Below are 24,621 nucleotides of genomic sequence, written 5' to 3' on the forward strand. Positions count from 1 at the left end.
ACGTACAAGTATGGTAAATTAATGCTAGATAAAAATGTAGCTTTATAAACAAACTACGGAATTTATAATTAGGAAGTAATGTAAAGGGAGGCCAAAAATGGTGACGAATAGAAGAGTAGTTATAACAGGTCTTGGTGCGGTCACACCAGTCGGTAATGATGCATTGACACTATGGGACAACATTAAAGCGGGCAATTCAGGAATCGATTTTATTACGAAGGTAGATCGTGAGCAATTTCCAGTACATGTCGCTGCTGAAGTAAAAGACTTTGATCCATCGACATACATCGATAAAAAAGATATACGAAAAATGGATTTATTTACACAGTATGCAGTTGTAGCAGCAAAAATGGCTGCAGAGGATGCAAGATTAACAATTGATGACAGCAATGCCGAACGCGTAGGTGTTTGGATTGGCTGTGGAATTGGCGGAATGCAAGTATATGAGGAGCAGTTACGCAAATTCATTGAAAAAGGAGCAAAACGAGTGAGCCCGTTTTTTGTTCCGATGTTAATTCCGGATATGGCTGCTGGCCAAGTTTCTATCCAGCTCGGTGCAAAAGGAATTAATTCTTGTACGGTAACCGCTTGTGCCTCAGGTGCCAATTCGATTGGGGATGCGTATAAAGCGGTTCAAAGAGGGGACGTCGATTATATTATTACTGGTGGAACTGAATCACCGATTACGAATATGGCGTTTGCGGGATTCTCTTCCATGCGTGCACTTTCTCAAAATGAAGATCCAGCTACAGCAAGTCGACCATTCGATAAAAATCGAGATGGATTCGTAATGGGTGAAGGAGCCGGTATATTAATTCTTGAAACATTAGAAACAGCATTGGAGCGAGATGCACACATTTATGCTGAAGTTGTAGGGTATGGTTCAACAGGCGATGCGTACCATATTTCCGCACCAGCTGAAGGTGGTGAAGGAGCAGCAAGAGCAATGAAACAAGCTTTAACAGATGCTCAGCTTTCTGTAGAGGATGTTGATTACATTAATGCACATGGTACAAGTACGGATATGAACGATCGATTTGAAACAGAAGCGATAAAAACCGTATTTGGCGACCACGCTAAAAAACTAGCTGTGTCTTCAACAAAATCAATGACAGGCCATTTACTAGGAGCGGCAGGTGGTGTAGAAGCAGTGATCGCTGCGAAAGCAATTGACGATTCCTTAATTCCACCAACAACAAATTATGAAACACCAGACCCAGAATGTGATTTGGATTATGTGCCAAATGTAGCTAGAGAACAAGAGATAGACGTTGTAATGAGTAATTCATTTGGGTTCGGCGGACACAATGTTTCGCTTGTATTTAAAAAATTTAAATAAACGCATATAAATTTAATAGATAAGCAATAAAAAGGTTCTGATCCATTAAGTTGGTCATCAGAACCTTTGTTATTTTTAACAATTTTTCAAATGTCCGTATTCGTCTTTTCAAGGGTGGTTCCCATCGCTTATATAATCATTAATTTAATTTACAAGCATATATTTATACAAAGAGGTGGACAGGCCAGGGGTGGATAAAATGATGTTGCATATGTTTATGTTCTTAATTGGCTTTGGACTTGCTGTATCTGGTGGTGTATCAATCATTGCTTATATGAACTTTTTGCCTGCTGGCATTACGTGGGTTGAATACTTTATTTTTATTAAAAGCAGAGTAGAGTGTTATTTTCTTCCACTAGGGTTTTTAATAATGGCATTTGTTATTTATCGTTTTCCGAATCATAGCTAGCAGCCTGCCATAAGAATATTTTTTTGCTAGGATGGTCATAATGATTTTAAATGCTTTAAAAGGTGGGTGCAACATGTTGTATTTATATGATGTATGGGCAAATTGGTTTGAAGGGGAAGAGCACGGCTACAATGTATGTTATTTTCATGAGTGGCGCAAATCAGATCGCATCGATTTGCTCGATCAAGTTCCATTACTATACATAACAGATGAATGCTTTTCTTTTATAGAAAATGGAATGAATGATTTGCCTAATGATTTATTAAATAAAATACATAAGCGTGCATACAGAAGAAACGGTCAAGAAAGAAAGGAGATTGCATATGCTTGTATCGTTTCTAATGGAAAAAATAGTCTTGCTTTTGATACGATTGGGTATCAAATACCCGTACGAAAAAGCCGGTTAATTCCTAGGCAAGAACAGCTTGTATATGGAATGCTGAAAAGTACGAAACAACTCGATTTTAAATTTGAGCAAAAAGAAAAGGAAGCGCATAATGATATTATTTCTCTAAAACAGGCATATGTAGTGGGATTGACTAGAAGGGAACGGCAGTTAAAGCAATTATTAATGATGGCGCTTGATCAATTACGAACGATTAACAATTTGGAAGAGCTTCGCTATTGGCTAACGGAATGGGAACCGAAAAAGTACCCGTTTATTCGTTATATGGATAAAGATAAAGTATGGAATGCTCTTTATCATGATGTGAAGCATGGATGGAGTCCACGTCATGAAGAGTTATGCTTTCAACTTATTAAAGGCCATCCTTTTCTTGAAAATATGTGGGAATTTGAACAAACGCAAAAGCATAATACATCTAAACTAAAGTAAAAAATCAGTGCCTCTTTACGAGCACTGATTTTTTATCTTTTGAACCTTAAAGTCATTTGACCTAGTTTGTTTCATGTCCATTTTACTTTCTTCCAAGACCCATAGCTTGGTACGCCTTTTTTAATGTTTTATTTGCGGTTTCGGTTGCTTTTTTTGTTCCTTGATCTAATATTTGATCTAATTCATTAGAATTAATTAATTGTTCGTACTTATCTTGGATCGGCTCCAACAGGTGAAGGACAGCTTTTGCAGTATCCCCTTTAAATTCTCCATACCCTCGATCCTTATATTTTTCCTCAAGTGATTCGATGGAATCTCCAGTACAGCTTGCATATATTGTTAGTAAGTTTGAAATGCCTGGCTTGTTTTCTTTATCAAATTTAACGATCCCTTCTGAATCGGTGACAGCACTTTTGATTTTCTTTTCAATTTTTTTCGGGCTGTCAAGCATTGATATAAACCCTTTTTCATTTTCATCAGACTTACTCATTTTCTTCTGTGGCTCTTGCAAGGACATAATTCGAGCACCTACCTCAGGAACACGAATTTCAGGAACGGCAAAGGTTTCTTTATATCGATTATTAAACCGCTGTGCAAGGTTTCTAGTAAGCTCTAGATGCTGAGTTTGGTCGTCACCAACCGGAACAATATTCGTTTGATAAAGTAGAATATCTGCAGCCATTAGAGCAGGGTAGGTAAATAAAGCAGAAGAAACACCCTCCTTACCAGAAGATTTATCTTTAAACTGAGTCATCCGTTCGAGCTCGCCCATATAGCTAATCGATTGAAGCATCCAGCTAAGTTGTGTATGTGCTGATACTTCAGATTGTATAAACAAAGTCGATTTTTCAGGATTGATACCTGAAGCAAGATAAATTGCAGCAAGTGAACGAATATTGTGTTGTAGTGTTGCTGGGTCTTGCGGGACTGTAATCGCATGATTGTCAACGATACAAAAATAACAATCATGCTCATTTTGTAATTGTACAAATTGTCGAATTGCTCCAAGATAATTTCCAATCGTTAATGTGCCGCTCGGTTGTATCCCGGAAAATATTGTTTTCAAAATAATTCACTCCATTAGTTTACTCGTTACAAATGTAACATCTATTTCTGTATGTATTCGAAATAAAAAAGATAAATAAAAAAGCCTGTAATCCATCGTTATTACTTATGAGCCTAAAAGCGCGGATCGCTGCTTGTTCAATTGTACTGATTCACTCAAATTATATACTACGGAGAAAAAATAAATCAAGTTTAAGACAAATTTGGATTGAGTCACGTAATTGTGGGTGTTATTTTAAGAAGTTAAAACCTCTCTTTGTATTCGTTAATTTTAGTATTGATTCCTACCGAGCGCAGTAGATATACACTACGCTTTCCGAGGAGGCTGAAGCCGTGCCCGCAGAAAGCATCCACCTGCAGTGAAAATCAACGGTGTTATTCATGTGTATATCGTTCGAAGTAAAATTAATCACATATTATCTAGTTAGATTCGTGCATGTGTTCCCCCACAAACAGTTTACTCATACACAAATTTGGATTGAGTCACGTAATTGTGGGTACAAATTTACAAGCTTGAAAAGCCCCTTTTTTGTAAAATAATCTAGTTTTTTAATACGTTTTACCTGTCGCCGTTGACATAATAAAATAACTATAGATAGTATTCTCCAGTATAGGAACTAAGAAAATTGTTTGTACAATATCACTCTAATACTTTCACATACGTTAATTCGACAAAATAACTTAGTTTCCATTTCGTTTTTACATTATGTGCTTTATAATAGATACATAGCTTGGTATCGAAAGCTGCCCTGGAGCTACTAACATCCAGGTTTGAATATCAAGGTGTACAGCCTACGTGTTTGAAGGACAAACGTACACTTGAAAACAGCCTTTTTAATGGGGGTATGACCGCAAGGAGAATAAGAGCGGTCCCAAATGAGCCTAAGACCATTATCTAGAAACATCACGGAGTGTCCAAGTGATTGATATATGATACAAGTCGTTCATTTACAAATCAGAGTACAAACGGAGTTGTCTTTCATTGCAGGCGGCGACTCTAGCGGGAAAGCATGCGTCTTGGGTCCCCACAGTGAGCGCTCTTTACGAGCGAGGAGGCTCAAGCAGTGCCCGCAGAAAGCGTCCGCCTGCAGCATAAGATAACGGAGTTTTAAAGTCGGTATAACTTAAAAATGAATCAGAATACATAGGCTAAGATTATTGCCTAAATATACTATACGAGGAGATGAGCAGCTTGGGGAAAAAACAACTTCAATACATATCTATTATATTTATAATCTGCCTTTCTTTTAGTAATCCTATATCTATTGTAGGTAGTGAATTAAAAGAAGTAAGCTTTCATAAAGAAAAACAGATTAAGTTAGAAGAAATAAAGACAGATAAAGGATTTAAAAGATTTACATACGATTCTGGATTGCACTTTGAATATCCTGACGCTGTAAGAGGGATTTATGTTACAGGGCCATCTGCAGGTGGACAACGGTTTGAAAAACTACTTAATCTAGTAGAAACAACAAACTTAAATGCAATGGTTATTGATGTGAAAGAGGATTTTGGAAAGCTGACATTTATACCGGACGGCGATTCCTCGATGAAGGATGCGGCGGATAATTTTATTAAAGATCCTAGAAAACTATTAGAGCTACTAGAAGAAAAGCAAATTTATCCAATTGCTCGTATCGTTGTTTTTAAAGATTCTGTTTTAGCAAATAAACGACCAGACTTATCTTTTACGAAAAATGGCAACGTATGGGTTAACAACCGAAATGAAGCGTTCGTAAATCCTTTTGAGAAAGAAGTATGGGAATACAATATAGAAATAGCAAAAATGGCTGCCGAGCTCGGCTTCCAGGAAATTCAGTTTGATTATGTTCGATTTCCAGAAGGGTTTGAACACAGGGATGCAACATTGGATTACACACTTGGAGACTATGAAAATTCTGATTTAAGCAATGTAAAAAAACGAGTTGAAGCTGTTACTGATTTTGTTGCTTATGCAAAGAAGGAATTGGAACATTATGATGTCGATGTTTCTGTTGATATTTTTGGCTATGCTGCAACGATAGAAGAAACGCCAGGTATAGGGCAAAATTTCTCAAAAATTTCTAGTCATGTCGATGTTATTTCATCAATGATTTATCCAAGCCACTGGACCGCTTACTTTGGCATTCCTTTTCCTGATAAAGAACCTTATCGTCTTGTGAATGAATATGCGAAGGTTGAAAATTCTGTTTTAGAAAAACTAGAAAATAGACCGACGTCTCGTCCGTGGATCCAAGACTTCGAAGCGCCGTGGCTCTATAAAGGTCCTGCTACACAGTATGGTAAGGAAGAAGTAGAAGCTCAAATTAAAGCGCTAAAAGAAAACGGCATTGACGAATATTTACTTTGGAATGCTGGAAACACGTACACTAAAAATGTAGATTATCAATAAATTAGACACAAAAGGCCTCGACCATATATCAATAATCTAACGAAAAACGAACCGTGTACTGCATAGTTCTAGTAGTTACCGTAATTTTTAGTGGGAGAAAGGCCATCGGTGAGCCTTTGTAGAAGCTTTCGTTCTATAAAGGCACACGAGCCACCCACAGAAAGCTAAGTACATTTCGGAGCGTTATAAATAGACGGACGAATAAAAATTTGGACTTTGCATAATTTAAATAGATTTCCCACTTTCTAATTAGTTGAAAGCTCGATTAAATTTTGGAAAAAGTGGGTATACTCAACTACAAGTGATTAAAGCACATATCATATTATGCATGGAGTCATTTTTTAAGAGAAAAGGAGTATACACTAAATGAATTGGTACGAAAAGCTGTCTGCATACTTTCCGGTGGAAGAAATGAAATCACAAGCCCACATGGAAATGCTACTAAAAGAAAAAGGGGAAATATACCGGAAGGACGAGGGCCCCCATCACGTCTTAATGTATGCTGAATTTGATGAATTTATTTTTATTGATTATTTATGGGTCTCTGCAAAGTCAAGAGGACAAGGCATTGGACATCAGTTGCTTGAAAAGCTAAAAAAGAAAAACAAAGCAATTATTCTTGAAGTTGAACCAATTGATTATAAAGATTCGGATACCCAAAAACGATTACATTTTTATCAACGAGAGGATTTCAGACACGCCAGTTCTATTGGGTATAATCGTCGATCTTTGGCGACACAAGAAGAAACACCACTGGAAATACTGTATTGGTCTCCAAAAGAAAGTTCTGAAAAAGAGGTTTATGAACAGATCAAACAAACATATATTAAAATTCATACATACAAAGATAAGGAAATTTACGGCACTTCGTATGATACAGTCGATGAAGTACTTATGATAAAGGATGAAGCAGGTACAAGCATGTTTAAAAAGTTAAAAGAAAATCCAAAATGATCCTACCGAACAAGTTAAACAACAAAAAAATGGAAACGTTTGATAAAAATGTTTAAAAAGTGAATTTTAGTGGTATATTAATTTTAATTACACTATCTTGTTGAAAAGTGGTAAACTCGATGTATTTTTTATCGTAGCCCCTACCTTTTACTTGACAAATATAGTATAATTAACTTAGACAAATAAACGTATCACTTTAAGTGAACTAACCATTTGATTAACGATTTGTTATATACATTTTTTAGAAATGAGGAGTGAAGTTACATGGTAACACTTTATACCTCGCCAAGTTGTACATCTTGCCGGAAAGCGAAAGCATGGCTTGAAGAACACGGGATACCGTTTTCGGAGCGAAACATATTTTCCGAACCATTATCATTGGACGAGATAAAAGAAATTTTACGGATGACGGAAGATGGAACAGATGAAATTATCTCTACTCGCTCAAAAGTTTTTCAAAAGCTTGATGTAAATATTGACCAACTGCCGTTAAAAGATTTATTTCTTCTTATTCAGAAAAATCCTGGCTTGTTGCGTCGTCCAATTATTTTGGACGAAAAACGATTGCAGGTCGGATATAACGAAGATGAAATTCGTCGGTTTTTGCCAAGAACAGTTCGTACGTTTCAGTTGCGTGAAGCCCAGCGAATGGTCAATTAATTTTATGGCTTGCTTGAATTTGATAAGAAAGCACAACCTTCAATACATCGGGTTGTGTTTTTTTAGTTTGCTTACGCTTAATGCTGAAGATTGGAGACCGTATTAAATGTAATTGTTCTTTTTTTTGAGATGCAACAACATAATTAATGGATATTACGGATTACTTGTTTATTATTTGGGGAAAACAAATTATAGATGGCTATATCTATATAACTTAGTTTAAATTTTTGGAGAAAGTCAAAATCTCATAAATGTACAGAGGTGTGTTTTGGAAATACTAAACCATTAACAAGAGCTTAATATACTTTTGAGACAAAAAATACCAATTAAATATCTTTTGAAACGACACTTATTGCTATGAAGAAATATTCAAGCTGCTCGTTTATGTTTTTATACACGAGTGATTTTTGTCTTGTTTGCTTCCAATTAAACTATTGAAATAATGGAAAACATGGGGAAAACATCTAGTGACAAATAAATAAAAGTCGTTTAGAATAATATATTAAACAAATAGTCATTTATATTTTCAAAAAGGATATGAATATCATACAATAGATATATAAGAAGGAATCATTAAAGTCTGGTTGGAATCATCTCTTCCACCTAATTATTTTATACTTTAAAGCTAGTGTCATTTTAAGGATAAAGTAACTAGCAAGCTTGTATTATTTATAGAAGGGAGAGAATTAATTATGGAAATTGAAAGAATTAATGAAAACACGGTTAAATTTTATATTTCGTATATAGACATCGAGGATCGCGGTTTTGAAAGAGAAGAAATATGGTACAATCGCGAGCGGAGCGAGCAGCTATTTTGGCAAATGATGGATGAGGTTAATTATAAGGAAGATTTTTCCGTCGAAGGCCCACTTTGGATTCAAGTGCAAGCATTGGAAAAGGGCTTAGAAATCATTGTTACAAAAGCGCAAGTATCAAAAAATGGAGAAAGTCTAGAGCTGTCAGTTGATGATGATGAAACCATTGATAGCAATGTGAATGAAAAAATGGAGAGTATTTTGGCAGATAAGCTTCAAAAAGATAAAGATACGGAACAGGAAGAGAATGATAAACCATTGGCAGTAATCGTACGCTTTAATAATTTTGAAGATGTAATTCAACTCAGTCATTATATTCACTTTACAGAAGAAACAGATTTTATTACAACACTATATAATTATCAAAATACGTATTACATGTATTTGGAGTTTGCCCCAGAGACAGAGGCAAATCAAGAGGATATTTTAAGTCAAGTATTTGAATATAGTGAGGAATCCGATACAACAATTCACCTATTAGAGGCTTATGGAACTAAAATAATAGAAGATGATGTGTTTCACCAGATTCAATCGCTATTTTCCTTATAAAAAATGGGAAGTACTAGCGACCGTTATAAATGATTTTGGTCTTCAAGTTGGAGATCGAAATCATTTTTTTATGTTGTACAATATATGACGCTGGTGAAGAAAAATCACATTACTTTTTGGTAGGGAAATGGGAAGGACATTCACCAACGTCATTTTGATTTTCTAATAGAAAACAAGTGAATTTCTATGTAGAATAATAGTCGTTGAAAACCATATCCAGGAAGGAAATCATTTGTCGATTCGCCTATGGGTAGAGAAGCTTCACGAATGATAAGAATCAGATCATGCTTTATTTCAAGCTTAAACCTGTAGAAACAAAATACAATACAAATCATAAAGAAACACACTTCTACGCAAATGAAACAGCATGGAAGTGTGTGCAATAAGTCTATTAGCCCTCTTTAAGCTGAATGGAACGAACGTCGACGGACTCCTGCGGAAATAGCAAGCGTCCGAAGTTCACTGTAGCGACTCGGATAGATCACCTACAGAAGCTAAGGCAGTAACTGAGGAAAGCCTGTCGGCTGAAGTACAAGTCAACGAAATCAGAGCGCAAGCTTCCAAATGAAGGAATATGCATATAACTGTCGAATTTAGGTAATGAAGGAGGGGATTATAAAAAGTGTTGCAAGCAAAAACAAAGGAAGGTCAATTTGTCGTCTTAGCGATGCTAAACAAAACGAAGATTGAATGGCATCGTCAGCATACGACCTTTTACTGCCCGGCATGCCAGAACAAAGTTATAATAAAGGCAGGTAACAAAGTAACACCACACTTTGCTCATATAAAACAAAGTACTTGCCCAAGTAGCGGTGGTGAAGGTCCGTATCATGAAAAAGGAAAGCTTCTTTTATACGAATGGTTAAAAAAGCAATCCATACACGTAAACCTAGAGCCATATATTGCTGAAATTAAACAACGGCCAGATTTGCTAGCCAATATAAATTATCAACAAATTGCAGTAGAATTTCAAAGCGCAAAAATATCAGACGCAGAAATACGAAAAAGAAATTTATGCTACCGTGCTATCGGTATTATTCCATTATGGATTCTAGGTGCAAATCATTTGCGTCGAATTCAAAAGCAAGCATTGCAATTAAATGAATTTATTTTACAATGTATGCATCAATTCTCTCCTACGATGCCCATAACATTATATTTCCTCTGTCCATCCACCTGTCAATTTCTAATATTCCATTCCTTTTATATGGCTACAACGAGAAAAGCTATCGGCAAACTGCGATTTTTCCATTTATTTAATTTGCAATTAAACGACCTCGTTCAAAAGCATGGGGACACATCGGTTGATTTATACCGATTTTGGCTTAATGAAAAGCGTATCCTTCGGTTGCAGCCGCGAGGGCGATCGTTTGGTCAGGAACGAAAATGGCGGCAATGGTTATATGAAAAAAGATTGCATCCTCAGCAGCTACCTTCTGCAATTCATCTCCCTGTAAGTAGGCAATATAAAATGAAAACACCGCCGTGGAACTGGCAAAGCCGTATATGTTTAGATGTAGTTCATCCACTATCCTCAGGAAGCCTATTTACACTAAGACAATGTAAAAATGTACTGTGCTCCCAACAATTCACTTCTGCTCACTTTCCATTGCTACAAAGCAAACAAGATCCAGTTAAACAATATTTACAGCTTTTAAGTCGATTAAAAATAATAAAACAAACTGCAACCGGAGAATATAAAAAGTTGCGACCTTTCCGATTTTACAATTATATAGAAGATGCTTTAGAAGGTGATTTATCCACATTACAGGTGCTTCGAACAAATAAAAAATAAAATAGTACGAAAGAATGTACATCTAATTTGTCGATTGAATCAATCTGCAAATTATTAGTTTTAAGCATGAAGGCAATTAAATTCGTTATACTAGTAAGAGTTAGTTATTTTATTTAAACTATAGGGTAGGTAGTATTAAAAAATGAACTTGTTGTGAATTAATATGCAAAATGAATTGGGAGGAATGAAAAGTGGCTGAAAATACAAAAAAGCTACAAAGCCGTGATGAGGTACCTAAGGAAAGAACGTGGCGCTTAGAGGATATCTTTGCAACGGATGAACTTTGGGAACAAGAGTATAAAGCATTAGAGGCAGATATTCCTGAAATTACGAACTACCAAAATACATTAGGGGACGCTGCAGATAACGTATTAAATGTTTTACAACTCCAAGATAAATTATCAGAACGACTTGGCAAATTATATACATACTCGCATATGCGTTATGACCAAGACACTGCGAATGGTTTTTACCAAGCGATGAATGCTCGAGCAGATAATATATTAACGCTTGCTTCGAGTAGTATGAGTTATATTGTACCAGAGCTGCTTGAAATAGATGCGAACAAATTAGCGAACTTTATAAAAGAAAAACCAGAATTAAAAATGTACCAAAAAACGTTGGATGAAATTACGAGGCAACGTCCGCATATTTTAAGTAAACGAGAAGAAGCATTGCTCGCTGAAGCATCGGATCCCCTCCAATCTGCTTCACAAACATTCAGTATGCTAAATAACGCTGACTTAACTTTTCCTGTAATTACGAATGAAAAGGGAGAAGCAGTCGAACTGACACATGGACGTTATTTAGGATTCCTTGAATCTAAAGATCGGAATGTTCGAAAAGATGCCTTTGAAGCAATGTATAAAACGTATGGTGATTTTAAAAATACATTCGCAACAACATTAAGTGGTACTGTGAAGAAAGATAATTTTTACGCTAGGGTAAGGAATTACGATTCTGCAAGACATGCTGCTTTAGATGGGAATAATATCCCAGAAAGCGTTTATGATAACTTAGTCGATGCGGTTAACGATCGGATTGGCTTATTACACCGCTATGCAAAACTGCGCAAGAATGTTCTTGGGCTTGATGCACTGCACATGTATGATTTATTTACACCACTCGTCCAAGACATTGATATGAAAATACCTTACGAACAAGCTCAGGAACATGTATTAAATAGTTTGAAGCCTTTAGGTGAAGCGTACACTTCTATTATTCAAGAAGGCTTCCAAAATCGTTGGATTGATGTAGAGGAAAATCGTGGGAAACGAAGTGGTGCATATTCATCAGGTGCATATGGTACGAACCCATATATTTTGCTAAATTGGCAAGACAATGTAAATGATATGTTTACGTTAACACACGAGCTTGGACATTCCGTACACAGCTATTACACACGTAAGTCACAACCGTATCGCTATGGTAATTATTCTATTTTCGTTGCCGAAGTTGCTTCAACATGTAACGAAGCGTTGTTAAATGAATATATGCTCAACTATTTGGATGATGAAAAGCAAAAATTATATATTTTAAATCACTTTTTGGAAGGTTTTCGTGGAACCGTTTTTCGTCAGACGATGTTTGCAGAATTTGAGCATTCGATCCATATGCTTGCTCAAAACGGAGAGGCTTTAACGGCGGATAAACTAACAGAAACGTATTATGAATTAAACAAAAAATATTTCGGTGACGTCGTCGTTTCAGATGAAGCAATCGGTCTGGAATGGGCCCGAATCCCTCATTTTTACTATAATTATTATGTGTATCAATATGCGACAGGGTACTCTGCAGCTACATCATTAGCAAAACAAATTTTAGAAGAAGGAAATCCAGCTGTAAACCGCTATATGGAGTTTTTAAAAGCGGGCAGTAGCGACTATCCTATTGAAGTGCTAAAAAAAGCAGGAGTCGATATGACTGAAAAACAACCGATATTGGATGCTTTAGCAGTATTCGATCAGAAATTGACGGAGATGGAAAGCCTCTTACAAAAGCTAAAATAAAAGTTCTACATTAAATAACGTTGGCGAATAAAAACAGCTTACCTGATTTATGAGGCCACCGACAAACGATCGTTATTTTGAGCGATATCTTGTGGTTAATACAAAGAAAATACTTTTAGTGTGGTGCTAGTAGTGAAAAATGTTTTTTAAAAAAATGGCATAGTCGTACATGTTGCGTCTATGCCTTTTTGTTATGATTTCTTCTATCTGTATCAACGTTATTTTATAGTCCCACGAATAAAAAAGACTTCAAAAGTAGCATTACTTGAAGCCCTTTCCACCTTTTAAAAACGCAAATGGCGTAATATCGATATTAACGCATTCGGCCCCGGTACAAATTTTGATAAGTAAAGGAATAAATGGTTAAATAAATTGATATAAACAAGAGAGGCAATGTAATGAAGAGTGGAATAAACTGCATGAGTCCAAATAAATTCAAAATAAAAGCGGCAAACGTTACTATTAAAAAAATAAATCCCATTTCGTTCACACTCCACTTTTATTATTTTTGGGCTTTCGAATTAGTGTGTGGAAAATCAGGAAGGCTTTCCGACAGTAGCGTATGGACGATGCAAGAATTAAGCGATAGGAAAAAGGTCTGTGAGATTCCACAGTGCGTAGGACGAGGAGGTTCACACTGGCTGACGGAAAGCGAGTATATTGCATGCGCGAGATGTTAGAGAACTACTCCCTACCCAGTATTTTCCGAAACACCCTATTATAATACGATGACTATACGCATCAACTCTTACTATAATTCTATGAATAAAGACTACATATTAGAATAAAAAACTCTAAGCCTATAATTCTACTTAGAGTGATTGATTAACAGATATATTTCCAAAAGGAATCATAATTCATTTTTATTTTCTTAACTTTTCGTTTCAATTGCAGCTTTTTCATTTCTCTCTCTGCTTCAGCAATTGTCCAATCGTAAATGATGGCTAATTCTTTATTTCCGACCATTCCGTGTCGAGCTAAAAACTCCTCCAGTGTTGGCTTCTTTGCTGGTAGTGCATCTTGTTGTAAGATTTCTTTTAATATATGAACGTACGTATCGTATGAATGCGTACCGACGATTTTAATTCCGTGATCTTCAATTATATGGTTAAAGAATACGAGGGTAGGTAACGCGTCCACACGCATTTCTTTTAAAATTTTTAAATCGCATTGAAATGCTTTTTTTGCTGAAGGAGAATAGAGGTCATTCGTGAATTCATCTACATCCAGCTGTGCATCCTTTGCGCATTGAATTAATACTTTTTCATTTGATATATCTTCATCTTTAATAAAGAATGCTTCTTGTATTTTTCGTAAATAGAGCCGTCCTGCTCGGTTTCCCTGCAGTTCAGCCGCTTTAATTGCCATTGATGTTATCCACGGAACATCATCTGTATGCAAATCTAAATCACAGCTAATCCCTGAAAATTTATTTGTTTTCTCCCATATTGGAATTAGATTTCTTTGTCTATTCGATTTTTTTTGCAATTTAATTAATCGGCCGCTTATTACTGGTCGAATCGTAAAGAAACGACCATATTCCATAGTTAGCTTCTTAAAAATAGGGTCAAGTGTCCAGCACTCCGTACAAAAAGGATCAATGAAAGCATAAATTTCAATTGGCTTTTCAACAAAATCAATAAAATTATATTTCACTGAATCGTCTGCATGATTTGCTTTTGTCTGTTCATAAAGATTCCAAACCATACATTGGTCCCCCTTTTTATTGTTTAGGTGTATTCACCATATGCTGGGCGGTCATGGCCAGTCTTTCATATATTGCACTACGATACGGTTCTTCTATTTGTGCTTCTTCGAGTGCTTTATGCATACATTCCAACCAAGCATCTTTTCTTTCAGGTGTAATTTCAAACTGTAGATGTCTTCTTCTAAGCATCGGGTGCCCTCGATCCTCTGTGTAAACGGAAGGCCCACCAAACAACTGGATTAGAAATAAACGTTGCTTTCGAGCGGATTCAGTTAAATCATCTGGGAAAATAGGAATAAGTTTCGGATGATTGCCAATATGTTTATATAAAGAGGCAATTATTTTATCAATAGGTTCGTATCCGCCGATCGCTTTAAAAATAGTTCCTGGCTTAATCATTTGGAGTAGCACTCCTTCTATGTTTCTATCATTGTAGCAACGGAAAAGGTTCCGGGCAAATGATCTGATTATTTGTCTTTCTTATATGTTTGGAAGAATCGTGCGATCTTATTCGGGGTCTTTTTGCCTATAATAGAATAATCTGTAATGATTTTTTGAAATGCTGTAATCCCTACTTCTTTATTAGGCGCTTCAATTTCCAATTCATAGTCTGAATATCCGTTATACGTGCTGTAATCTAACACATATACAATGTCTTCTTGTTGGAATTGCCTACGCTCGGTAATTAGTTTTCCATAATAATTAAGCGATTCTACATTTACCCCTTTTGCTATTAATCGCTGTATTGTGTGCTTGTTTTTATTTATATTATTTGCTAACCATGAACATGCTTCTTTTTCGGTAAGTTCATCATGTGTCTCGAGTATGCCTTCCGAATGTGGCTCTTTTAATGTTAAACAAAAAGTATTATTCTTTTCACGAATTCGTAACGCACACCCTTTGTCTTTTAATGAAAGGGGGCTTGTTTCAAAATAATAGTTTGTTTGCTTGAGTGATTCATTATTAAAAGGAAGAGCCTTTAATAATCGAGTATACTCTTGCTTTGTTAACAGGACTTTATATTCAATTTCAATTTCTTGTGACATATTTATCCTCCAAAAGGAATGGTGTACATGTATTATCTCGAATAACTGAATTAGATGCAAAGATTATTCATTTCCATTTATTATGATAAAATAGAGAAGAGTGATATCGTTTGCAATCGACTTTTAAACACGACGAGTATAAACAATTGGAAATAGGTGATACGTATGAATTGGGATGCATTTCTTGCACCTTATGCACAAGCAGTTGAAGAATTAAAAGTAAAGTTAAAAGGAATCCGCAAACAATTTGGTTATGAAGAGAGTCATTCACCGATAGAATTTGTCACAGGTAGAGTAAAGCCTTTGGCAAGTATACTTGAAAAGGCGAGCAATAAAAATATTCCATCTGATCAAATTGAAAGTGAAATTCAAGACATTGCGGGGCTGCGCGTTGTTTGTCAATTTGTAGATGATATTTATAAAGTAGTAGAAATGGTCAGAGAACGAAATGATTTGAAAATTGTTATGGAAAAGGACTATATTAAAAAAAATAAAGATAGTGGTTACCGGTCTTATCATCTTATTATTGAATATCCTGTTGAAACGATTCATGGTGAAAAGCTTATTTTGGCAGAGATTCAAATCCGTACGTTAGCCATGAACTTTTGGGCAATTAATGAACACTCTTTAAATTATAAGTATGAGGGGAGGATACCGACAGACATTAAAGAAAGGCTAAAAGGAGCGGCAGAAGCTGCTTTTAGGCTTGATGAAGAAATGTCAAAAATAAAGCGGGAGGTACAGGAGGCCCAACGAATTTTCCATCGCAAATGAAAGAAATAAAAATGAAGTTGCTTTAGGAGGTAGCTCGTATTGAAGTTTTCTATTGTATCAAAAGGGGATAAACGATCTAACAAAATAATGGCAACGGTTAAACAGTATTTAACCGATTTCAATTTAATATATGATGAAAAATTACCAGAACTCGTCATTTCAGTTGGTGGCGACGGTACACTGCTTGAGGCGTTCCATCGATATGTTCACCGCTTAAAATCAACCGCATTTATAGGAATACATACAGGACATCTTGGGTTTTATGCAGACTGGGTTCCTGAAGAAATAGAAAAACTCGTTATCGAAATAGCAAAGACACCATATCAAGTAGTTGAGTATCCGCTACTTGAGATGATAATTCGTTTTAAAACAGAAAGAAAAGAAATTCGCTTTTTAGCTTTAAATGAGGCAACGATCAAGACGGCAGAAGGTTCGGTAGTATTCGATGTGCAAATTCGTGGCGAGCATTTTGAAACATTTCGCGGAGATGGACTATGTATTTCTACACCATCTGGAAGCACTGCTTATAATAAAGCATTAGGCGGGGCGATTATTCATCCATCCATTGAGGCGATTCAGTTAACAGAAATGGCATCGATTAACAATCGCGTATTCCGTACCATTGGATCTCCTTTAATTTTGCCAAAGCATCATACATGCTTATTAAAGCCTATGGTCGATCGAAGCTTTTTAATTGCTCGAGATCATTACACGGATACATATACAGATGTTAAATCGATTCAGTGTCGAGTTGCGAAAGAGAAAGTGCGCTTTGTTCGATATCGACCGTTCCCATTTTGGAACCGTGTGCGTGATTCGTTCGTTGCGGAAGGGGAAGAAGTTCATAAAGCATAGATAGGTGTGTAGCTTTAAATGCAATGGAAAATAACAGAAAAGCACAATGGAATTACAATAAAGGATTATTTGCAAAATGTTAAACAGTTTTCTAGAAGAATGCTTAAAGTTGTGAAATTTAAAGGTGGCAATATATTAATTAATGGGTCGCCACAGAATGTAACGTACGTTTTACGCACAGGTGATATTTTGTCTATCCAAATGCCGGAAGAAGCAGTTGGCGCGTATATGAATGCGCAGCATATTCCATTGTCTATCCTATATGAGGATGATGCGTTATTAATAATAGATAAAAGGGCTGGTATAGCAACAATACCTTCACGGAACCATCCAGATCACACGATTGCGAACGGTTTATTGGCATATTATCGTGATAAAAACCTACCTTATACCGTTCACGTTGTAACGCGACTTGATAAGGATACATCCGGACTATTACTAATCGCTAAGCATCGATACAGTCATTCTTTATTAGATAAAACGTTAAAAAACAAAAAAATTACGAGAAAATATAAAGCGATTGTACAAGGTCGGCTAAAAATGGAGAGTGGTATAATCGATGCGCCAATTGGTAGAAAAGAAGGATCTATTATTGAGCGACAAGTGAATAAATCTGGTCAAAGAGCGGTTACTCATTATAAGATGATTCGAGCATCCACGAATTATTCACTAGTAGAGATTAAGCTCGAAACAGGCAGAACACATCAAATACGTGTTCATTTTTCTCATTTAGGTCACCCGTTAGTAGGAGATGATTTATATGGGGGCTCGTTATGTCAGATGACACGACAAGCACTACATTGTGCAGAGATTCGTGTAGAGCATCCACTTACTAAAGAAATATTAACATTTCAGTCTCCGTTGCCTAACGACATGAGTAGTTTCTTGCGTCGTATTCAATTAGCCGATTATTAGGTTGGTTTCAGAACGGTTGATTTAAATAGACGAACGTGAATCTAGAAACCCTTACTATTATTTGAACGCATAAAACTCCCCCTAAAGTAGTTTTACTTTTTAAGTGTCTACTTTAGGGGGAGCATATCAATTAAGGTAAGGGTTTTTTTATGTGCAATTATTCAACCGTTGTGCCAGTAGAAGTACGCAATAACTAGGCGTACTTTTTAATTGACATTAATACACTAGGGGGGTAAGGTATAATAAAAGTGTTGCAAAGGATGAGAGAAATGGATAAGGTTCATGTATATGACCACCCGGTAACTCCGCGAACAAATACGGAGAAACAAGCAGTTATTAATCGATTAAAGAGAATCGAAGGACAAGTACGAGGAATACAAAAAATGGTGGAAGAAGATCGATATTGTATAGATGTTTTAGTTCAAATAAGCGCAATTCATGCAGCATTAAAGAAAGTAGGATATTCTGTTACAGAACGACATTTGAAGCATTGTGTTAGTCATGCCGTACAATCTGGTGAAGGAAACGATGCGGTTGAAGAATTAATAGAAGTTATGAAGCACTTTTCCAAGTAAGAGGAGAGAAAGATATGAAGGAAATAAAAACTATTACTGTTCGTATTACAGGGATGACTTGTGCCGCTTGTTCTTCAAGGGTGGAAAAAGTCCTTAATAAAATAGATGGTGTGGATGCACAAGTGAATTTGACAACAGAAAAGGCAAGTATTCAGTACGATCCGGATACTACTAACTTAAATGAGTTAACAACTAAAATCGAAAAGCTCGGCTACGGTGTCCAAACGGAGAAGGTAGAATTTGATATATACGGGATGACTTGTGCAACTTGTGCTTCAAGAATTGAAAAAGTATTGAATAAGCAAGAAGGAATCGTGCGAGCAACTGTAAATCTTACGACTGAAACAGCTGCAATTGACTTTAATCCATCTTTAATTGAAGAAGGAAAAATTATAGATACGATAAAAAAAATCGGGTACAATGCAAAACGAAAAGTGGACAAAAAGGAAAAACAGACACAAAAAGAAAAACAAATAAATCAGATGCAGCTTAAATTGCTAATTTCAGCTTTACTGTCCGCACCGTTGCTAGTGACAATGTTAGATCACTTGTTAGGGATCGATGTACCGCCTATATTAATGCATCCTTGGATTCAATTTGCATTAGCAACGCCTGTACAATTTATAATTGGCTGGCAATTTTATAAAGGAGCATACAATAACTTACGTAGCGGAAGCGCGAATATGGACGTTTTAGTTGCATTAGGAACGAGTGCTGCCTATTTTTATAGCTTATATGAAGCGTTCCAAACAATCGGAAATCCAGGCTATACGCCACACCTTTATTTTGAAACGAGTGCTATTCTAATCACTCTAATCTTATTTGGAAAATATTTAGAGACAAATGCTAAAAGTAAAACAACTTTAGCTATATCAAAGCTTTTAAACTTACAAGCGAAAGAGGCGCGAGTTCTTAGAGAGGGAAAAGAACGAATGATTCCGGTTGATGAGGTGATTGTAGGGGATCATCTTCTAGTCAAACCTGGGGAAAAGATTCCAGTCGATGGTGTAGTTATAAAAGGCAGAACATCTGTTGACGAGTCAATGATAACTGGCGAGTCAATACCAATTGAAAAAGAGATTGAGTCGAATATGATTGGAGCAACGATCAATAAAAACGGTACAATTGAAATGAAAGCAACAAAGGTCGGTAAAGATACTGCCCTTGCATCTATTGTCCAAGCAGTTGAAGATGCACAAGGATCGAAAGCACCGATTCAACGATTAGCCGATGTCATTTCAGGGTATTTTGTCCCGATCGTTGTCGGCATTGCAATTTTGACGTTTCTTATTTGGATAACTGTTATAACACCAGGAAGCTTCGAGCCTTCTTTAATAGCATCTATAGCTGTATTAGTTATTGCTTGTCCATGTGCGCTTGGATTGGCAACGCCAACTTCGATTATGGTTGGTACAGGAAAGGCAGCGGAAAGTGGGATTTTATTCAAAGGTGGGGAACACTTAGAAAGAACACACCAGCTAAATACAATTGTGCTTGATAAAACAGGGACAATTACAAAAGGAAAGCCGGAAGTAACTGATTTTACTGGCGATAACGAAGTATTGCAATTATTGGCCAGTGCAGAAAAAGGTTCTGAGCACCCTTTGGCTGATGCGATCGTTACCTATGCCTCTACGAAAGGAATCGAGCTACTTGACGTGGATGCATTTGAGGCAATACCGGGTCATGGTATTCAAGCAGTGATTTCTAATCGTACGGTTCAAGTCGGTACTAGAAAACTAATGAATAAAAACAATATAAATATCGATTCTGTCGAAGGAAAGCTAAGACAGTTTGAAATAGAAGGTAAAACAGCAATGATTATTGCAGTTGATGGAACGTATCATGGAATGATTGCAGTCGCAGATACGATTAAAGAAACGGCAGCAGAAGCGATTCAACAGTTGAAGGCCAACGGTTTGGATGTTATTATGCTAACTGGAGATAATGAGAGAACTGCACAAGCAATCGCAAAACAAGTAGGAATTGATCGTGTCATTGCGCAAGTATTACCAGAAGAAAAGGCGGACAAGATAAAAGCGTTACAGCAACAAGGGAAAAAGGTTGCAATGGTTGGAGATGGCATTAATGACGCCCCCGCTTTAGCGATTGCTGATATCGGTATTGCGATTGGTACAGGTACGGAAGTTGCTATCGAAGCTGCCGATGTTACGATACTTGGCGGAGAACTACTCTTAATTTCTAAAGCGATTAAAATAAGTCATGCAACGATAAAAAATATTCGCCAAAATTTATTTTGGGCATTTGCCTATAATAGTGCAGGTATCCCGGTCGCTGCGGTTGGTTTTCTTGCCCCTTGGATTGCAGGTGCAGCAATGGCTTTTAGCTCGGTTAGTGTTGTTACAAATGCACTTCGCTTAAAGCGAGTGAAAATCTAACAAATTAACTTGTGGTAATATATCGGGAAAAGTTAAATGAATCATTTTCAATTCAATAATTAATGGTTTTAAGTAAATAATGAAGTAGGAGAAATGTTCTAACATTTCCGCTATACGAGGAGATAAAATTATGCAAACTACATTACATGTAAAAGGAATGAGCTGTGGGCATTGTGTCTCAGCTATTAAAGATGAATTGAAGCAATTAAACGGTATATCGGCTGTAGAAGTAAACTTAAGTGATGGTACTGTAGATATTACGTGTGATGATACACACATTACGATTGAAGAAATACGAACTACAATTGAAGATATAGGCTATGACGTAGTAGAATAACACTTTAAGCTGGTTCAAAACTGTTGAACCAGCTTTTTTGATTGCACTATTTTAGATTGTACAAGTATCGCCATATACATCGCTTAAATTAAAACAATTCTTTGTTACTTACTTAATTTTTTTAAACAATTTTCTTTCAAACTTAAGTGGAGAAATTCGCTTTTGAATTTCCCCCTTCTTTACTAATCCACAATGGAACTATCGATTATTTATAGCTCCATTTGTTTCTAAATGTAAAGCCTAATATATTCAATTTATTGCTTTATCATACAATGTTAGATAAAATGAGAAAGGCTGTAACAGTCATTGTATCAGTGCTTTTAAGGTGTTTTTATACTAATTTGCTTCGCTGTTTTTCAATTTTACATACGGAACGCTTGAAGTTTTAATAAAATCTATATTCGTATAGCTCTTCCATTATCATAGACATTTATAATTGTTTTAATGATTGTTTTTTTCTTCGATTTAAAGGAAATAACATACTATAAACTATTCACGTGGAGTATAGTAAAATTTAATGAGTTGTTCAAAGCTACAAGTACCGAAGCAAGTCTTTATCGTTCAACAAAATAGGAAGCTTGCAAATGATTCATTCTACCGATAAGGGAGTGGGTGATCGAGTGGAAGAAGTAAAAAAGACAGAAAAACATATAGGCGTTTTACGACGATTATTAAAAAACGAACAAACAGAGGGGTTTCGAAGAGAATTTCTAGAAATTCACCCGTATGATCAAGCGATGTTTTTTCGTGAGCAATCACAAAACGCCCGTCTGCAAATATATTCATATTTATCTCCAGAAGAAATTGCGGAAATAATGGAGAATATTGAACTGGAAGAAACAGAAATGTTCATTACCGAAATGGACCCCCGGTTCGCCTCGATGGTGCTAGCAGAAATGCCGGCAGATGATGCGGTTGATATATTAAACGAATTGGAAAAGGATGCTGTTGCAAGTTTTCTTACGATTATGGATAAGACTGCTGCTGACGAGATAAAAGAATTACTTCATTACGAGGAAAAAACTGCTGGTAGTATTATGACGACGGAATTTGTTGCTGTATATAAATCGTATACGGTTAAAGAAACGATGCAACAAATGAAAAAGCAAGCGCCAAATGCTGAAACGATTTATTATATGTATGTCCTTGATGAGAATAAACATCTCGTCGGTGTACTATCTTTACGCGATCTAATAATCGCTGACGAGGAAGAATATATTTCTACTATAATGAGTGAGCATGTTGTTTCTGTATCGGTCGGAAGAGACCAAGAGGAAATTGCTCAGATGATGCGTGATTATGACTTTCTCGCGCTTCCAGTTGTTGACTTTCAAAATCATTTACTTGGCATTATTACAGTAGACGATATTTTAGACGTTATGGATGAAGAGGCAAGTGATGATTATTCTAAGCTAGCAGCTATTTCTGATGTTGATCGTCCAGACGATGGGCCAGTAAAATCTGCAAAAAAACGGTTACCTTGGCTAATTATTTTATTGTTTCTAGGAATGCTTACAGCGAGTTTAATTGGCAGCTTTGAAGAAACGTTGGAGCAAGTCGCTGTCTTGGCCATTTTTATTCCACTAATTGCAGGGATGGCTGGTAATACAGGTACACAATCATTAGCTGTAGCCGTGCGTGGCTTAGCGACTGGAGATTATGGAAAACAAGGAAAAATGAAACTAATTGCGCGAGAAGCAACGACAGGCTTAATTACAGGATTTGTATGTGGAACTGTCATCTCAATTGTAATTTATTTATGGAAAGGTGAGCTGTTTCTAGGAATTCTAGTTGGAATATCAATTATGGCTACTTTAATTATTGCTACACTTTCTGGTGCATTAATTCCAATCGTTATGGATCGATTAAATATAGATCCTGCAGTAGCATCCGGTCCATTTATTACGACACTAAATGATATTACTTCTGTATTAATTTACTTTGGTATGGCTACAACTTTTATGCGATTTTTAATATAGACTGTATGTGCTTTTCATTCTACGTCATCGGGTAGTTGAATTCGTCACCTATTTATTACGTAATAAATCTCTCATAAATAAATTATGTTGCAGGTAAGTCGATCTACAATTTATCGGGCTTGCCTGTATTTTTATAGTCGAGTCAAAAGTTGCTATCTTCTCCATTTATCGAATCGGCTGTTTAGACGATCGATAAATGGACATTTGTAGTTTGTTCTTTTTTCGGAACAACACACTTCTAATTATAGACTCATATAATAAGTAGAATTATTATTATAAAGGGGTGTACGAAGTGAGAAAGCAGTATGCGCAAGATCCATTGCTATACATTCAGCAACCAAAAAGAAGCACACCAAAAGCTAAAATGCAATCTAGTTATACAACAAAGTCTCAAAGGAATCAAAGCAGTCAAGTTAATCAACCTTTACCAAGCAGAGGTGCTGTGAAAAAAAAGATACGTAAAAAGCATCTTATTCCTAACGCAGATTTAGGCACATTAGGTTATGAGATGCCGGCACAATCAGAATTGAGTGAAGAAACAAAGGATTCTACAGAGGATGAAGAGAGCGAAAAGACTGAACCAAAGAAGTTTAACCAATTAACGGTCGAGCAAAAAATTGATTATTTTATTAAAAGACCTCGATTTGCACCGGCAGTAAAGTGTGAAGTAAAAACGACAGATAAACGATATAAAGGCGTAATTATGGATAAAGTAGAGAATAACATAAAGATGAAAGTTGGCAGGAGGGAAACCGAAACTTCCCTCCCAATAAAAGCGATATTAGAAATAAATTTAATTGGATTTTAACAACAAAACGGATTAGCGATGATGTGACGGCTAATCCGTTTTTACATGAATTTAATTGAAGTTTCAAAATATATATAAAGGGTATTTACTAATTAAGGTGAATATACGTAAGTAAGAATATATCTCTTGTTTTAATTCGAAAGGAGAGAACTAAATGGGTTATATTTTACCGGTAGCCAATTATCAATACGCAAAGTACCATATGTTGCAAATTCAGGAGAAAAAGAACACCTATTATATTGAAAGTCCATTTAAAGTAGTATTGGATGAAACATACGAAAACCAAAAGAAGAGGCAACAGCAGGCAATGTTTTATGAAAAAAATTACCGAAAAGGGGTCCGAGCGAAAAGGAATAAGGGAGATTTTATTGACTCAACTATTTAGTATATACGTACTATTTAG

General features: G+C 36.1%; 22 protein-coding genes. 18 read left to right on the top strand and 4 right to left on the bottom strand.

What is annotated here, in order from left to right:
* The first annotated feature begins 100 nt into the window (after nucleotides 1–100).
* The 3 genes from fabF to ACLIBH_RS07730 all read left to right on the top strand — a co-directional run bounded on the left by fabF (nucleotide 101) and on the right by ACLIBH_RS07730 (nucleotide 2,583).
* Entirely contained in the window at nucleotides 101–1,339 is a 1,239-nt protein-coding gene (gene fabF / locus ACLIBH_RS07720) for a beta-ketoacyl-ACP synthase II (RefSeq protein WP_439316188.1), read from the top strand.
* 199 nt (nucleotides 1,340–1,538) lie between these two features.
* Nucleotides 1,539–1,748, top strand: coding sequence for a hypothetical protein (locus tag ACLIBH_RS07725; protein ID WP_439316127.1), 210 nt, complete (start codon nucleotides 1,539–1,541; stop codon nucleotides 1,746–1,748).
* Nucleotides 1,749–1,821: 73 nt separating this feature from the next.
* Nucleotides 1,822–2,583, top strand: coding sequence for a DUF3603 family protein (locus tag ACLIBH_RS07730; protein ID WP_439316128.1), 762 nt, complete (start codon nucleotides 1,822–1,824; stop codon nucleotides 2,581–2,583).
* A gap of 82 nt (nucleotides 2,584–2,665) precedes the next feature.
* Here the strand turns inward: ACLIBH_RS07730 and trpS are convergent, their stop codons facing one another.
* A complete protein-coding gene (trpS, locus tag ACLIBH_RS07735) occupies nucleotides 2,666–3,649 on the bottom strand; it encodes a tryptophan--tRNA ligase (RefSeq protein WP_439316129.1) in 984 nt (327 codons plus the stop codon).
* A gap of 1,182 nt (nucleotides 3,650–4,831) precedes the next feature.
* Between trpS and ACLIBH_RS07740 the strand changes: the two genes are divergently transcribed.
* The 6 genes from ACLIBH_RS07740 to pepF all read left to right on the top strand — a co-directional run bounded on the left by ACLIBH_RS07740 (nucleotide 4,832) and on the right by pepF (nucleotide 12,822).
* Nucleotides 4,832–6,040 (top strand): putative glycoside hydrolase, encoded by a 1,209-nt coding sequence (locus ACLIBH_RS07740; protein ID WP_439316130.1) that lies wholly within the window; start codon nucleotides 4,832–4,834, stop codon nucleotides 6,038–6,040.
* Nucleotides 6,041–6,406: 366 nt separating this feature from the next.
* Complete coding sequence (locus ACLIBH_RS07745) at nucleotides 6,407–6,994, top strand: GNAT family N-acetyltransferase (protein ID WP_439316131.1); 588 nt, start codon at nucleotides 6,407–6,409, stop codon at nucleotides 6,992–6,994.
* Between the two features lie 264 nt (nucleotides 6,995–7,258).
* Nucleotides 7,259–7,654 (top strand): transcriptional regulator SpxA, encoded by a 396-nt coding sequence (gene spxA, locus ACLIBH_RS07750; protein WP_439316132.1) that lies wholly within the window; start codon nucleotides 7,259–7,261, stop codon nucleotides 7,652–7,654.
* 692 nt (nucleotides 7,655–8,346) lie between these two features.
* Nucleotides 8,347–9,018, top strand: coding sequence for an adaptor protein MecA (gene mecA / locus ACLIBH_RS07755; protein WP_439316133.1), 672 nt, complete (start codon nucleotides 8,347–8,349; stop codon nucleotides 9,016–9,018).
* A 622-nt stretch (nucleotides 9,019–9,640) separates the two neighbouring features.
* Complete coding sequence (locus ACLIBH_RS07760) at nucleotides 9,641–10,813, top strand: competence protein CoiA (RefSeq protein ID WP_439316134.1); 1,173 nt, start codon at nucleotides 9,641–9,643, stop codon at nucleotides 10,811–10,813.
* A 191-nt stretch (nucleotides 10,814–11,004) separates the two neighbouring features.
* Nucleotides 11,005–12,822 (top strand): oligoendopeptidase F, encoded by a 1,818-nt coding sequence (gene pepF / locus ACLIBH_RS07765; protein WP_439316135.1) that lies wholly within the window; start codon nucleotides 11,005–11,007, stop codon nucleotides 12,820–12,822.
* A gap of 825 nt (nucleotides 12,823–13,647) precedes the next feature.
* On the opposite strand, the gene ACLIBH_RS07770 is transcribed toward pepF, so the two are convergent.
* The 3 genes from ACLIBH_RS07770 to ACLIBH_RS07780 form a co-directional block, all read right to left on the bottom strand.
* Nucleotides 13,648–14,529 (bottom strand): DsbA family protein, encoded by an 882-nt coding sequence (locus ACLIBH_RS07770; protein ID WP_439316136.1) that lies wholly within the window; start codon nucleotides 14,527–14,529, stop codon nucleotides 13,648–13,650.
* Between the two features lie 16 nt (nucleotides 14,530–14,545).
* Nucleotides 14,546–14,929, bottom strand: a complete 384-nt coding sequence (locus ACLIBH_RS07775) for a globin domain-containing protein (protein WP_439316137.1) — start codon at nucleotides 14,927–14,929, stop codon at nucleotides 14,546–14,548.
* 68 nt (nucleotides 14,930–14,997) lie between these two features.
* Entirely contained in the window at nucleotides 14,998–15,576 is a 579-nt protein-coding gene (locus tag ACLIBH_RS07780; RefSeq protein WP_439316138.1) for a CYTH domain-containing protein, read from the bottom strand.
* Between the two features lie 165 nt (nucleotides 15,577–15,741).
* Between ACLIBH_RS07780 and ACLIBH_RS07785 the strand changes: the two genes are divergently transcribed.
* The 9 genes from ACLIBH_RS07785 (at nucleotide 15,742) to ACLIBH_RS07825 (ending at nucleotide 24,603) form a co-directional block, all read left to right on the top strand.
* A complete protein-coding gene (locus tag ACLIBH_RS07785; protein WP_439316139.1) occupies nucleotides 15,742–16,350 on the top strand; it encodes a GTP pyrophosphokinase in 609 nt (202 codons plus the stop codon).
* A gap of 39 nt (nucleotides 16,351–16,389) precedes the next feature.
* Nucleotides 16,390–17,205 carry an NAD kinase gene (locus ACLIBH_RS07790; RefSeq protein WP_439316140.1) on the top strand — a complete coding sequence of 272 codons (816 nt, stop codon included), beginning with the start codon at nucleotides 16,390–16,392 and terminating at the stop codon, nucleotides 17,203–17,205.
* Nucleotides 17,206–17,223: 18 nt separating this feature from the next.
* Nucleotides 17,224–18,120, top strand: a complete 897-nt coding sequence (locus tag ACLIBH_RS07795; RefSeq protein ID WP_439316141.1) for an RluA family pseudouridine synthase — start codon at nucleotides 17,224–17,226, stop codon at nucleotides 18,118–18,120.
* 269 nt (nucleotides 18,121–18,389) lie between these two features.
* Nucleotides 18,390–18,695 carry a metal-sensitive transcriptional regulator gene (locus tag ACLIBH_RS07800; RefSeq protein ID WP_439316142.1) on the top strand — a complete coding sequence of 102 codons (306 nt, stop codon included), beginning with the start codon at nucleotides 18,390–18,392 and terminating at the stop codon, nucleotides 18,693–18,695.
* A 14-nt stretch (nucleotides 18,696–18,709) separates the two neighbouring features.
* Complete coding sequence (locus ACLIBH_RS07805) at nucleotides 18,710–21,094, top strand: heavy metal translocating P-type ATPase (RefSeq protein ID WP_439316143.1); 2,385 nt, start codon at nucleotides 18,710–18,712, stop codon at nucleotides 21,092–21,094.
* A 130-nt stretch (nucleotides 21,095–21,224) separates the two neighbouring features.
* Nucleotides 21,225–21,431 carry a copper chaperone CopZ gene (copZ, locus tag ACLIBH_RS07810; RefSeq protein WP_439316144.1) on the top strand — a complete coding sequence of 69 codons (207 nt, stop codon included), beginning with the start codon at nucleotides 21,225–21,227 and terminating at the stop codon, nucleotides 21,429–21,431.
* Between the two features lie 584 nt (nucleotides 21,432–22,015).
* A complete protein-coding gene (gene mgtE / locus ACLIBH_RS07815) occupies nucleotides 22,016–23,410 on the top strand; it encodes a magnesium transporter (protein ID WP_439316145.1) in 1,395 nt (464 codons plus the stop codon).
* A 292-nt stretch (nucleotides 23,411–23,702) separates the two neighbouring features.
* Entirely contained in the window at nucleotides 23,703–24,218 is a 516-nt protein-coding gene (locus tag ACLIBH_RS07820; RefSeq protein ID WP_439316146.1) for a CotO family spore coat protein, read from the top strand.
* A gap of 154 nt (nucleotides 24,219–24,372) precedes the next feature.
* Nucleotides 24,373–24,603 carry a hypothetical protein gene (locus ACLIBH_RS07825; protein ID WP_439316147.1) on the top strand — a complete coding sequence of 77 codons (231 nt, stop codon included), beginning with the start codon at nucleotides 24,373–24,375 and terminating at the stop codon, nucleotides 24,601–24,603.
* The last annotated feature ends 18 nt before the right edge of the window (nucleotides 24,604–24,621 follow it).

Source organism: Virgibacillus sp. W0430, from assembly GCF_051846935.1.
Classification (GTDB): Bacteria; Bacillota; Bacilli; order Bacillales; family Amphibacillaceae; genus JBPYCR01.

Bases quoted from the DNA above. Each gene is read 5' to 3' on its own strand.
- ACLIBH_RS07730 (WP_439316128.1), top strand. From the start codon at position 1,822: ATGTTGTATTTATATGATGTATGGGCAAATTGGTTTGAAGGGGAAGAG.
- ACLIBH_RS07725 (WP_439316127.1), top strand. From the start codon at position 1,539: ATGATGTTGCATATGTTTATGTTCTTAATTGGCTTTGGACTTGCTGTA.
- ACLIBH_RS07785 (WP_439316139.1), top strand. From the start codon at position 15,742: ATGAATTGGGATGCATTTCTTGCACCTTATGCACAAGCAGTTGAAGAA.
- ACLIBH_RS07795 (WP_439316141.1), top strand. From the start codon at position 17,224: ATGCAATGGAAAATAACAGAAAAGCACAATGGAATTACAATAAAGGAT.
- spxA (WP_439316132.1), top strand. From the start codon at position 7,259: ATGGTAACACTTTATACCTCGCCAAGTTGTACATCTTGCCGGAAAGCG.
- mecA (WP_439316133.1), top strand. From the start codon at position 8,347: ATGGAAATTGAAAGAATTAATGAAAACACGGTTAAATTTTATATTTCG.
- copZ (WP_439316144.1), top strand. From the start codon at position 21,225: ATGCAAACTACATTACATGTAAAAGGAATGAGCTGTGGGCATTGTGTC.
- ACLIBH_RS07800 (WP_439316142.1), top strand. From the start codon at position 18,390: ATGGATAAGGTTCATGTATATGACCACCCGGTAACTCCGCGAACAAAT.
- ACLIBH_RS07825 (WP_439316147.1), top strand. From the start codon at position 24,373: ATGGGTTATATTTTACCGGTAGCCAATTATCAATACGCAAAGTACCAT.
- ACLIBH_RS07805 (WP_439316143.1), top strand. From the start codon at position 18,710: ATGAAGGAAATAAAAACTATTACTGTTCGTATTACAGGGATGACTTGT.
- ACLIBH_RS07745 (WP_439316131.1), top strand. From the start codon at position 6,407: ATGAATTGGTACGAAAAGCTGTCTGCATACTTTCCGGTGGAAGAAATG.
- ACLIBH_RS07780 (WP_439316138.1), bottom strand. From the start codon at position 15,576: ATGTCACAAGAAATTGAAATTGAATATAAAGTCCTGTTAACAAAGCAA.
- ACLIBH_RS07770 (WP_439316136.1), bottom strand. From the start codon at position 14,529: ATGGTTTGGAATCTTTATGAACAGACAAAAGCAAATCATGCAGACGAT.
- ACLIBH_RS07775 (WP_439316137.1), bottom strand. From the start codon at position 14,929: ATGATTAAGCCAGGAACTATTTTTAAAGCGATCGGCGGATACGAACCT.
- mgtE (WP_439316145.1), top strand. From the start codon at position 22,016: ATGATTCATTCTACCGATAAGGGAGTGGGTGATCGAGTGGAAGAAGTA.
- ACLIBH_RS07740 (WP_439316130.1), top strand. From the start codon at position 4,832: ATGAGCAGCTTGGGGAAAAAACAACTTCAATACATATCTATTATATTT.